The sequence below is a fragment of the Daejeonella sp. genome (genome assembly GCF_036405355.1).
In the GTDB taxonomy this organism is placed as follows: domain Bacteria; phylum Bacteroidota; class Bacteroidia; order Sphingobacteriales; family Sphingobacteriaceae; genus Daejeonella.
On record NZ_DASWXT010000143.1, the window covers coordinates 19,825 to 30,773 of the forward strand.

Annotated in this window: 11 protein-coding genes, 2 tRNA genes and 1 pseudogene; 7 read left to right on the forward strand and 7 right to left on the reverse strand. The window is 40.1% G+C overall.

The window, feature by feature from the left end; genetic code table 11:
- Nucleotides 1-64: 64 nt before the first annotated feature.
- On the reverse strand, nt 65-712 hold the full coding sequence (locus VGE44_RS17900; protein WP_331081729.1) for an ankyrin repeat domain-containing protein: 648 nt from the start codon (nt 710-712) through the stop codon (nt 65-67).
- A 132-nt stretch (nt 713-844) separates the two neighbouring features.
- Here VGE44_RS17900 and VGE44_RS17905 point away from each other — a divergent pair, with 132 nt between their 5' ends.
- The 5 genes from VGE44_RS17905 (at nt 845) to VGE44_RS17925 (ending at nt 6,746) form a co-directional block, all read left to right on the forward strand.
- Nucleotides 845-3,391 carry a DNA translocase FtsK gene (locus VGE44_RS17905; RefSeq protein ID WP_331081731.1) on the forward strand — a complete coding sequence of 849 codons (2,547 nt, stop codon included), beginning with the start codon at nt 845-847 and terminating at the stop codon, nt 3,389-3,391.
- Nucleotides 3,392-3,407: 16 nt separating this feature from the next.
- Entirely contained in the window at nt 3,408-4,058 is a 651-nt protein-coding gene (locus VGE44_RS17910) for an outer membrane lipoprotein carrier protein LolA (protein WP_331081733.1), read from the forward strand.
- 70 nt (nt 4,059-4,128) lie between these two features.
- Complete coding sequence (locus tag VGE44_RS17915; RefSeq protein WP_331081735.1) at nt 4,129-4,404, forward strand: hypothetical protein; 276 nt, start codon at nt 4,129-4,131, stop codon at nt 4,402-4,404.
- Nucleotides 4,401-5,165 (forward strand): MBL fold metallo-hydrolase, encoded by a 765-nt coding sequence (locus VGE44_RS17920; protein ID WP_331081737.1) that lies wholly within the window; start codon nt 4,401-4,403, stop codon nt 5,163-5,165. Before VGE44_RS17915 ends, VGE44_RS17920 begins: the two co-directional genes overlap by 4 nt.
- 378 nt (nt 5,166-5,543) lie before the next feature.
- Nucleotides 5,544-6,746: an FAD/NAD(P)-binding oxidoreductase gene (locus VGE44_RS17925; RefSeq protein ID WP_331081739.1), complete on the forward strand. Its 1,203-nt coding sequence runs from the start codon at nt 5,544-5,546 to the stop codon at nt 6,744-6,746.
- A gap of 190 nt (nt 6,747-6,936) precedes the next feature.
- Here VGE44_RS17925 and VGE44_RS17930 read toward each other — a convergent pair.
- The 4 genes from VGE44_RS17930 to VGE44_RS17945 form a co-directional block, all read right to left on the reverse strand.
- Nucleotides 6,937-7,020 (reverse strand) — tRNA-Leu (locus VGE44_RS17930).
- An 86-nt stretch (nt 7,021-7,106) separates the two neighbouring features.
- A tRNA-Leu gene (locus VGE44_RS17935) sits at nt 7,107-7,190 on the reverse strand.
- Nucleotides 7,191-7,467: 277 nt separating this feature from the next.
- Nucleotides 7,468-7,752: an RNA polymerase alpha subunit C-terminal domain-containing protein gene (locus VGE44_RS17940; protein ID WP_331081741.1), complete on the reverse strand. Its 285-nt coding sequence runs from the start codon at nt 7,750-7,752 to the stop codon at nt 7,468-7,470.
- Nucleotides 7,753-7,838: 86 nt separating this feature from the next.
- Nucleotides 7,839-8,393, reverse strand: a complete 555-nt coding sequence (locus tag VGE44_RS17945; protein WP_331081743.1) for a dihydrofolate reductase family protein — start codon at nt 8,391-8,393, stop codon at nt 7,839-7,841.
- 228 nt (nt 8,394-8,621) lie between these two features.
- Here VGE44_RS17945 and VGE44_RS17950 point away from each other — a divergent pair, with 228 nt between their 5' ends.
- Complete coding sequence (locus tag VGE44_RS17950) at nt 8,622-8,909, forward strand: hypothetical protein (RefSeq protein ID WP_331081745.1); 288 nt, start codon at nt 8,622-8,624, stop codon at nt 8,907-8,909.
- On the forward strand, nt 8,896-9,561 hold the full coding sequence (locus VGE44_RS17955) for an ATP-binding cassette domain-containing protein (RefSeq protein WP_331081747.1): 666 nt from the start codon (nt 8,896-8,898) through the stop codon (nt 9,559-9,561). The genes VGE44_RS17950 and VGE44_RS17955 overlap by 14 nt, the downstream gene beginning before the upstream one ends.
- Before the next feature lie 36 nt (nt 9,562-9,597).
- Here the strand turns inward: VGE44_RS17955 and VGE44_RS17960 are convergent, their stop codons facing one another.
- Both VGE44_RS17960 and VGE44_RS17965 read right to left on the reverse strand, forming a co-directional pair.
- A complete protein-coding gene (locus tag VGE44_RS17960; protein ID WP_331081749.1) occupies nt 9,598-10,143 on the reverse strand; it encodes a dihydrofolate reductase family protein in 546 nt (181 codons plus the stop codon).
- Between the two features lie 432 nt (nt 10,144-10,575).
- Nucleotides 10,576-10,949 (reverse strand): annotated as a pseudogene (locus VGE44_RS17965) (hypothetical protein); the annotation flags it as partial.

A 10,949-nucleotide genomic window follows, 5' to 3' on the forward strand; every position in this document is an offset into this window, starting at 1 on the left:
TTTTCAAGTACCTACGCAAAGAAGTCGCGTTTGGTTGTTTTCAAGAAAGAAATAAAGCGGTCTGTCAGGAAAGAATCTTTGCAATTTCAAGAAACCCCTTTTCAAAAGCCTTGTCAGCAGCAGTTTTGCCGTCTTCCATTTTTGCATCAACAATAGCCCCGGCCTCCAGTAAAACGATCAGGAGTTCGATATTGCCATTATGGGCAGCTGAATGAAGCGGGGTTGCTCCCGACTTTTGCACCACATTGATGTCGGCACCTGCTTCCAGAAGCATTTTGGCAATCATGGTGTAATTTGACGCGACAGCAGAGTGGATAGGGTATACGCTAAACCCATTTTTTGATGGGATATTTGGATCCGCACCACTAAGAAGCAGGTTCCGGACTACATCCTCGTTTCCAAAATAGGCAGCCAGACTAAGTGGTGTAAATCCATCATCAGAAAATTCATGAATCAGACCGGGATTTTCTGCGACAATGTTGGTAATATGATCGTTCTTTCCTAAGGCTGAAGCCTCAAAAATGCTGATTTCGGGAACATGCTTTAAAATAATATCAGCCAGTTCGGGCTTTTTATAGTAACAGCAGAGCAGTAAAGGAGAGATCTGCTGACTCGTTTTTTGAATGGCAAGTTTCGGATTAGAGTTTAGAAGTGCATATAACTCAATTGCATTGCCGGTTACAATGTATTCCTCCAGTAAATCCTGATCCATTTTATAAGGTATTAAATGAACTAAACATCTGTTTATCAATATTAAGAAAATTAAATAAAAAATGCAGCAGATTTAGGCTATCTCAGATATTCTTTATAACATTATATTTGTCAATATTTAGCAAATTTTCGAATGCCCTTACTAAAAGGAAACCAATTCAGGAGTGCCAATTCTTTTCGCGATGAGCCAAAGTCTAAGCCTGCCCCAAAACAGCGGGTTCCGAAAGAAACAGCTGAGGATCTGCCGAAGTTCAAGTTGAATGACGACCGGACTATAAAGATAATCGGTCTGTTCTTTCTGATCGTATCGCTTTATTTCATGGTGGCCTTCACTTCCTATCTGTTCACCTGGCAGGATGATCAGAGTTATGTGATCGATGCCAATGGTGGCTGGAGTAATTTGATGAAAACTCAGCAGGAGCTGACTGAAATGGGACTTAACCAGCCGGCAGTTCAAAACTGGCTTGGTAAATTAGGTGCACTTTTATCTCATCAGTTTATTTATGAGTGGTTTGGTGTTGCATCTTTCCTCTTTATCGGTGTTTTTTTTATCATAGGATACCGCATGTTATTTAAAATCAAGGTTTTATCTATAACAAAAACGCTTGCTTATTCCTTCTTTTTACTGATTTTCACTTCAATTACACTTGCATTTTTCCATGCTTTCATCAGTGATTACCCACATTTTCTCGAAGGTGAGTTCGGGTTCTGGACCAATCGCCTGCTGCAGGCTCAGATTGGAGATGCCGGTACTGCCGGATTGCTGGCATTTGCAGGTTTAAGTGTATTGATCATTGCTTATAACATCGATTTCAAACTACCGGAACGCAGAGCAAAACCTAAATATGTTGTTCCTGAAACCAGTGATGAGGTTGAACTGGAGGATGAAATCTTGTATCCGCCGGTGGAATTTAATTTACCCAATCGCCCCGGACAGGAAACAAGTAACGGAAATACACAAAAACTGAGTCAGAATCTTCCACCTATTGAGCTTCCTGAAGAACCTGAACCTGAAGAACATAAGCCCGTAGTACTTAGTCCTGCCAAAAATGTGCCTTTTGAAACATCTCTGGCAGTATCCAATGATTTGAAGGATTCACCCCCGCTTACAATCGAGAAAACCGAAGAGGAGAAGAAATCGACTGAGCTTGTTGAGCAGTTTGGTATGTATGATCCAACCCTGGATCTGTCAAGCTACAAATACCCAACCCTCGATCTTCTCGAAAATTATGGTTCCAATAAGATTGCAGTTAATTCTGAAGAGCTTGAAGCCAACAAGAATAAAATAGTTGAGACACTCAACCATTATAATATAGAGATTGATAAGATCAAGGCAACTATCGGTCCGACGGTAACTTTGTATGAGATTATTCCTGCACCCGGAGTGAGGATCTCGAAAATTAAAAATCTGGAAGATGATATTGCCCTGAGCCTTGCAGCACTGGGTATCCGTATCATTGCCCCGATGCCCGGAAAGGGAACTATTGGTATTGAGGTTCCGAATCAGCATCCTGAAATGGTATCGATGCGTTCTGTGCTTGCCACAGAGAAATTCCAGAATACAACGATGGATTTGCCTATTGCACTCGGGAAAACAATTTCAAATGAGGTTTATATTGCTGACCTGTCAAAAATGCCGCATTTGCTGGTTGCCGGTGCTACCGGACAGGGGAAATCGGTTGGTATCAACGCAATTTTGATCTCCTTACTGTACAAAATGCACCCGTCGCAATTAAAGTTTGTGCTGGTTGATCCCAAAAAAGTGGAATTGACGCTTTTCAGGAAGATTGAAAGGCATTTTCTTGCCAAATTGCCGGGTGAAGCAGATGCGATCATTACTGATACCAAAAAGGTAATCACAACTTTAAATTCCCTGTGTATTGAAATGGATATGCGTTATGACCTGTTGAAAAACGGACATGTACGGAATTTGAAAGAGTATAATCAGAAATTCATCAGCAGGAAGCTTAATCCTAATGAAGGGCATCGTTTTCTGCCCTTTATCGTGCTGATCATAGATGAGTTTGCCGATCTGATGATGACGGCTGGTAAGGAAGTTGAAACACCGATTGCCAGAATTGCCCAATTGGCCCGTGCGGTTGGTATACACCTTGTAATTGCAACCCAGCGCCCTTCAGTAAACATTATCACTGGTACAATCAAAGCGAATTTCCCGGCACGTCTGGCGTTTAGAGTGTTATCTAAAATTGACTCAAGAACGATCCTTGATAGCGGGGGTGCAGATCAGTTGATTGGACGCGGGGACATGCTTTTATCCACAGGAAGCGACCTGATCAGGATACAATGTGCCTTTGTAGACACTCCGGAAGTGGAAAAAGTGTCAGAGTTTATCGGTTCACAGCGCGGATATCCTTCAGCATGGATGCTTCCTGAATATCTGGATGAAAATGCTGATTCATCGGCAAAAGATTTTGATGCCTCCGACAGGGATCCGATGTTTGAAGAAGCTGCACGTTTGATTGTGATGCATCAGCAGGGTTCTACCTCTTTAATCCAGCGAAAGCTGAAATTAGGATATAACAGGGCAGGCCGTATAATTGATCAACTGGAGGCCGCAAATATCGTCGGACCATTTGAAGGGAGCAAGGCCAGAGAAGTTCTGATACCTGACGAATATTCTTTGGAACAGTTCTTGAATACATTAGATAACAATGATTAACTAAAGAAAAAATCAAATGAAGAAGTTATTTATAGCTGCGTTTCTTGTTTTAGGTTCCGGAATAAGTGTGATGGCGCAGAGCGAAGTGAAAGCAAAGGCAATTTTGGCAGAAGTTTCGAAAAAGTACCGCAGTTATGACGTGATTAAGACAGAGTTTTCATACACCCTTGAAAACCCTGAGGCAAAGATCAAAGAAACCCAAAGCGGGACCTTGTTTGTGAAATCGAAGGTGAATAAGTATAAGGTTGTTTTGAAAGGGCAGGAGCTGATCAGTGATGGTAAAAATCAGTGGACTTACCTGAAAGCGGATAAAGAGGTTCAGTTGAGTGAGGTTGATAATTCGGCAGATGCTTTAAATCCTGCAAAATTGTTCACAATTTATGAGAAGGGATTTAAATCACTTTATACGAATGATACCAAAGTGAACGGAAAAATGGTTCATAACATTGATTTGAGTCCAACAGATACTAAACGCAGCTTTTTTAAAGTAAAACTGCAGATTGATAAATTGAGTAAACAAATTGTAAATGCGGTAATCTTTGACAAAAATGGTAACCGTTATACCTATAGTATCAAGACTTTCACCCCGAATATTAAAGTGCCTGAATCAATATTTGCATTTGATTCTAAGCTTTATCCGGGCGTAGAAGTTGTGGATCTGCGATAAGCTTTATAAAAATAATTTAAAGGCTTCAGGCATTAGTGTTTGAAGCCTTTTTTGTTATTTTTGAAATGCAATGGCCCTAAGTTATACCCAGCATACACTTGATAAGCTCGAAGCCCTGATTAAGACTCTCGGATTTAAGCTGCGTTATGAAAAGGGCAATTTTAAGACCGGCTCCTGTGTTCTGGAGAAGGACCGGATAGTGATCGTGAATAAATTTTCGAACCTCGAAAGTAAAATCAATTCATTGGCTGATCTGCTTCAGCGATCAGAAACTGATGAAAACCTGCTTGATGAGAAGCAAAAGGCATTCCTTTACATATTGAAACAAACAAAAATAGAGTTTTGAAGATCACATTTTTAGGAACAGGAACCTCTCAGGGCGTACCGGTCATTGCCTGTGATTGCGCGGTATGTAAATCAAAAAGCAAGCGTGATAAGCGTTTGAGGGTATCTGTTCTGATTGAAGATCAGGGAAAAACACTGGTGATCGATGCTGGGCCTGATTTTCGCTACCAGATGCTCAGGGCAGGGGTGAAGCATCTGGATGCAATTCTGTTTACCCATGAACACAAAGATCATGTCGCCGGGCTGGATGATGTACGTGCCTTCAATCATAAACAGCAGTCTGAAATTGATATTTATGCCCATATCAGGGTTCAGGAGGCATTGAGGAAGGAGTTTCATTATATTTTCTCAGGAAATAATTACCCCGGTATACCCCGTTTAAAACTGAACAATATTGAGGAAAACCAGACTTTTGATGTTTCCGGAATCTCTGTGATGCCCATTTCTGTGATGCATTTCAAATTACCTGTTTTCGGTTTCAGGGTAGGAGGCTTTACCTATATCACTGATGCGAATTCGATTTCAGAAGAGGAAAAACTAAAGATCAAAGGTTCAGAACTGCTGGTAATCAATGCCTTGCAGAAAACAAAGCATATTTCACATTTCACTCTTGATGAAGCCCTGCAACTCGCAGTCGAGATTGGAGCAAAAAAAACCTATATCACCCACATCAGCCATAACATGGGAACTCACCGTGAAGTGTCTAAAGAACTGCCGGAAGGGGTTTTTCTGGCATATGATGGACTGGAATTGGAACTATAGTAGACACGAATTCACATCTTCTTCATTAAGGAAATTCGTTTTCGCCTCATGGCTTAGATTTTACCTGTTATCAGTTACCTGCTGCCAGGATATGCGCGGTCATCCCGAAAGCTGCCCTTCAGCAGCTGAGGGAACTTAGCGAGATTAAATCAAATTTTGACTCTTGACAATTCCCTTCTTCACCCTCGCAGAAAGTGATCCCCAAAAATGCATCCCAATTAAACTTTCCATTCACCCAGACGAATCCTAATTCAGAAAGCTAAGACCAGATTCTCCCCAGCATCTTTACTATTCCTCAGTAAATCAGTGCTATGTAACAAAAGTTACGCTCATGCCAACATACAATAGCTACCTTGTTTATGAATTAAATTAAGCGATATGTCTGCTAAAAAAATAGTTATTGTTGGAGGCGGCAATGCCGGACTTTCAGTTGCTGCACAGCTCTTAAAAAAGGATAAAAGTCTACAGATAAGTATTATTGACCCTTCTTTAAAACACTATTATCAACCTGCATGGACTTTGGTGGGTGCCGGGATTTTCGACATTAAGAAAACCGTAAGAAACCAGGCTGACTACATTCCTGAAGGAACCAAGTGGATTAAAGATGCTGTAGAAACATTTTTGCCGGAAGAAAACAAGGTGGTTTGTAAGAGCGGCGCATCTTACGATTATGATGCGCTGATTGTTTGTCCGGGTATACAATTAGACTGGCAAAAAATAGCTGGCTTTAAAGAAACATTGGGTAAGAATGAAGTCAGCAGCAATTACTTATTTGATTTTGCGCCGTATACCTGGGAACTGATAAAGAACTTTAAAGGAGGCACTGCCGTGTTTACCAATCCGGTTAGTCCGATAAAATGTGGTGGTGCCCCTCATAAAATAATGTATCTGGCTTGCGATTACTGGCAAAAAAAAGGCATATTAGATAAGTGTGATGTGCATTATCTATCAGGAGCGGGTGCCATATTTGCTGTAAAAGAGTATGCGGACACCTTAACTGAAGTAGTTCGGAATTATAATATAAAACCCCATTTTGGTGTGAATGTCACTGAACTGGACGGCCCCAATAAAACGGTACATTATGAAGAAAAGGACGCTGATGGAATTGTACTAAAGAAGGAAATGAAATTTGATATTTGTCATGCCGTACCCCCACAGTCGGCACCTGATTTTTTAAAGAGCAGTCCGCTGGCTGATGCCGCTAATCCTTATGGCTATGTAGAAGTAAATAAAAGCACTCTGCAGCATTCCCGCTATCCGAATATATTTGCATTAGGTGATTGTACAAATGCACCTTGCAGTAAAACCGGAGCAGCTATTCGTAAACAGGCACCAGTGGTTGTGCAAAATGTATTGGCTGTTTTAGCTAATCAGCCAATGACTGCCGAATATAGCGGTTATAGTGCCTGCCCAATTCCTACACAATATGGCAAGTTAATGTTGGCAGAGTTTGATTATACGAACAAACCGACCATGACCTTTCCTTTTGATCAGACCAAGCCACGCTGGACCATGTGGATTTTAAAAACTAAGATTTTGCCCTGGCTGTACTGGAATAAGATTTTAAAAGGAACGGCTTGATAATGAATAATTGATAGTTGACACCCGATAGCCTATCGGGTTGAGAATGAATCCGCCACTAGAGACCGTCATCCCGATCAGCCCTTCGCTGAGAGGGATCTCCTGAAGATATTTAGAAATTTCAATTAAAAATTTCCGTCCCCGTCGCTAGCCAGTTAACAGCCAACGGACAACAGATAACATTCTTTTGTGCCCAGGAGCAGATTCGAACTGCCACACCCGTTAGGGCGCCACCCCCTCAAAGTGGTGCGTCTACCAATTTCGCCACCTGGGCATTGTGTTGTTATCAGTTACCAGTTGCCTGTTTTCAGTTAGGAATTACAGATAACTGATAACAGCTAACAAAGAACTCATTACTCGTGCCCGAAGAGAGACTCGAACTCTCAAGGATTGTACTCCAACGGCTTCTGAGACCGCAACGTTTACCAATTTCGCCATCCGGGCAATGCTTTTACAAGCTTTTCCCCATTCATAATTCAAAGCCATTAAATCAGCCCTTTTCTATGATTGGAGTGCAAATATATAAGATTTGGAATAAAATTGGGAGTAAAAGAAATAAAAAGCGTTTGTGGATATTTTTAATTAAATTATATCCCGCGAAGACGCGAAGCCCCAAAGGCTTATGGTCATTTGATGTATGTTTTGAAATGCCATCTCTACGTTTTTGCGAGAATAAACCCAAATAAGATCCTGATTTTTAATCTCTTTTGTTTAAGACTAATTATATCATTTTGAATGTAAGCCCTGCCTTGTCTAACGCATCATTCAATTTAGGTAAGCTGCTTTTCCCCATTCCATGAAGCGATAAAATCTCCTTTTCGCTATAAGCAGATAGTTTCTCTAAACTTGTAATTCCTTCATTCTCCAAAGCCCGTCTCGCCGGCGCTCCAAGCAAGGCTAAAAAGCTGTCCTCAGGTTTTCTTTCTTCTTCACAAATCGGACAAACAGGGCAGTCGCTGCTCTTATAAAATTTATGCCCTTTTGGACAGGTCTTTAATGTAGTCATTCTATAGTAATCAGATCATTTAACAAATATCAGGAATGGTTTGCTGTGATTAGATTATATACTCATGGCCTGTCCGGTTTTTAAGATCAATTCTTTACAGGCTCATAGTAATGCAATACTGCACCAGAGCTAAAAGCTTTTGTCTTTAACAGTTTAAGAAGAGTTCTGTCCTGTATATTTTCAAACAGGGGTAAACCGCTGCCTACGATAACCGGATAAATACAAAGCTGAAATTCATCAATCAAACTAAGGTTCATTAGCTGTATGATCAGACTCCGGCAGCCAACCAGAATGTCTCCACCATCAGGAGATTGCTTCAGCTCTAGAACCTTTTCTTCAAGAGATTTGTCAGACAGTTGAGCGGTATCCCATTCTGTATTCTCCAGCGTATTCGAAAAGACGATTTTTGGAATTTTATCAATAGCGATCGCAAAATCGTCCATTGATTTTTCACCGGAAGGATTTTTTAGCAGGGTTTGCCAGAATTGCATGAGCTGGTAGGTTATCCTTCCATAAAGCACCAGGCCTGATTTATCTAATAATTCAGCGTAATGCTGATGTATTTCTTCATCCGGAATTCCTGCGGTATGGTCGCAAAATCCATCGAGTGTCATATTGATTCCTGCGATTATTTTTCTCATTCGGAAGCTTTAATTAATTATTATGCTTGATGAATATCTATGAGGATCTTTTATTGTTCCTGATTAAATATCCATAATATCAACAAAATATCCTACCTCAAAATAAACTATCAGAGATTGCAATATATCCTGTTAAACTTCAGTTAAACATTCTTTATTCGATCTCACCCTATATCATAGTCTCAACATGACTGGAAATCCTTATTTTAGAAACATCAACGTAAATAAATGCGCAAACTGAAGCTATTTTCTGTATTCTACAAAAGCACGCTAAGTTTAAGTCTCACATTTGCCGCATTGCTAGCAGCTATGGGAGGGAGGCTTTTTATTACAGTTTTCGGGATTGCATTTATGACAGGAAGCTGGATTTTAAGCCTTTATTATAAAGAGCAAACCCGCAAAAATGAATACGTCTATTATCAGAATATGGGTATCACTAAATCTGCTCTGGTAATTTTCTCAATTCTCCTGAATGTTTTGATTGGATCATTCTTCATTCTCTATGATCTTGCCTGATGTTTTAGAAGTCGATAGTCTTGCTAAAAGGTATGCTGAACGGGTAATCTTAAGCGATGTCTATCTGAAATGCCAAACCGGCGATATTGTGGGCCTGTTTGGCAGAAACGGGACTGGTAAATCAACCCTTATGAAGATCGTGTTTGGTATGGAGAAGGCAGATAATAAATTCGTCAGGGTGAATGATAAGGTATTGCTAAGCCAGTCTCAGCTGATAAAGGAAATTTCTTATTTATCGCAGGACAGCTTTTTACCCAATAATTTAACGGTTCTGGAGCTTGTCAACCTTACTTTAAATAGTAAGAAAGTGGATAGTTTTTTGGATGATGCTATCCTGACTCCCTTTCTGAGCACTAAGGTAAATTCACTCTCAGGAGGGGAACTTCGTTATCTGGAGATTAAGCTGTTACTGAACCTGCCTTCTAAGTTTGTATTACTTGATGAACCTTTCAATGGGATTTCACCAATTATTGTACAAGCAGTCACAGAACTGATTAGATCTCATTCAAAATCCAAAGGGATTATCCTGACCGACCATGATTATCATAGTGTTCTGGATGTCGCAAACAGGTATTATCTGCTGAGTGATGGTTATTTGAGAGCAATCTCCGGAAGAAATGATTTGGTGAGGCTGGGATATTTGAATCGTTAGGGATGATTGATTTTAAGCTGTTATTCCTTAGTTGTTCTATACTTTTTTTATTTCGTAACGGAGTTCAACCATTCCATTTTGGTAAGCTGTTACGTCTTTCAAATGTAAGGCTTGTTCTTGTTCTATATGGTCAAAAAATGGCATTCCTTCACCTAAAATGATTGGCAAAATGGATAATCTTATTTCGTCTGCTAATTTCAACCGAATGAACTCTTTGGTAAGCTTCGCACCCCCAACAACCCAAACATTCTTATAGTTCGGTATGAGTCGTTCTTGCACAAGTTTATTCAGGTCGCCCTTATAAAATCCGATGTTCTGCCTGTCAGAGGATAATTGTTTGTTGCTTAGCACAATTGTTGGTTTGTCGCCGTAAGCCCAACCATATGACTTAGAAAGCTCCATGGCATGTTCATAAGTCCGCGCTCCCATTACATAGCAATCTATGGTTTTTAAAAATTCTTCAGGATTTGGATCAATAACTCCTTTCTCGTAATTGTCTGATACTTCAAACCAGGAAACGCTATTGTCTTTTTTGGCAATAATGCCATCAAGACTTGAGACCATATGTATTGTTATTCTCAAGGTGTTTGTTTTCATTAGTCAGCATATTTTTTGAACTGTTAAACAAAAGCTATTATAAAATGTTATGTTCCCCTGCTGCCGGTAGGCACGAATGTGGTTTTCAGATTTTATGTCAAGTTCGCGTTATATTAAATTTGCTCATTATCAGTAAGATATCCCAGTCTAAAATGAAAATAGTAATTCTCATTAAATCGACAACGGTCAAGGAATAACGATTGCCTCCGGCGACCTATTTGCGATATACTTTCCAGAAAAAAATCGCTTTGCCCACACCGGTTTCATTGATTAATGGGATTGAACCTGGGCGGGTAAATTAGCTTAGAGGAGCTTCTGGTTGGTTTATTAACTTCAAAGGATACTAAGGACAAATGGGACTTATTGCCGTTTCAGTGTCGCAGGTTGTCCTTCTTGTCCCTATTTCTTAATTCGATTCTAGCCTTTGTCATTCTTTCCCTTTATCCTCACCTTCACCTTATAAACCCTGCTATTCCCATTCTCACTCTCCGCAAGATATTGATTGAGTCTTGCAACACTTTCAAATTTTTTAGGCTGAATGCTATTCCTTTTGCTGGTGAAGTATAAAGTTTCATTTGCTTCATCATAGTAGGGGCAGTATTCCATAAATTTTGTGTTGATGGTATTGCCCATGTTTTCTGCTTTGCTCCATCGATTGTCTTTGTCTTTTTTGGAAATGTACAAATCGCCGCTACCCAGGCCTCCTTCGCTATTGTATTTTGTGTAAATCAGGAAATCTTCATTTTTGGAGATGAATGCATTGAATTCGTAGCCGGGACTATTGATTTCAG

Bases quoted from the DNA above. Each gene is read 5' to 3' on its own strand.
- VGE44_RS17900 (WP_331081729.1), bottom strand. From the start codon at position 712: ATGGATCAGGATTTACTGGAGGAATACATTGTAACCGGCAATGCAATT.
- VGE44_RS17905 (WP_331081731.1), top strand. From the start codon at position 845: ATGCCCTTACTAAAAGGAAACCAATTCAGGAGTGCCAATTCTTTTCGC.
- VGE44_RS17910 (WP_331081733.1), top strand. From the start codon at position 3,408: ATGAAGAAGTTATTTATAGCTGCGTTTCTTGTTTTAGGTTCCGGAATA.
- VGE44_RS17915 (WP_331081735.1), top strand. From the start codon at position 4,129: ATGGCCCTAAGTTATACCCAGCATACACTTGATAAGCTCGAAGCCCTG.
- VGE44_RS17925 (WP_331081739.1), top strand. From the start codon at position 5,544: ATGTCTGCTAAAAAAATAGTTATTGTTGGAGGCGGCAATGCCGGACTT.
- VGE44_RS17940 (WP_331081741.1), bottom strand. From the start codon at position 7,752: ATGACTACATTAAAGACCTGTCCAAAAGGGCATAAATTTTATAAGAGC.
- VGE44_RS17945 (WP_331081743.1), bottom strand. From the start codon at position 8,393: ATGAGAAAAATAATCGCAGGAATCAATATGACACTCGATGGATTTTGC.
- VGE44_RS17950 (WP_331081745.1), top strand. From the start codon at position 8,622: ATGCGCAAACTGAAGCTATTTTCTGTATTCTACAAAAGCACGCTAAGT.
- VGE44_RS17955 (WP_331081747.1), top strand. From the start codon at position 8,896: ATGATCTTGCCTGATGTTTTAGAAGTCGATAGTCTTGCTAAAAGGTAT.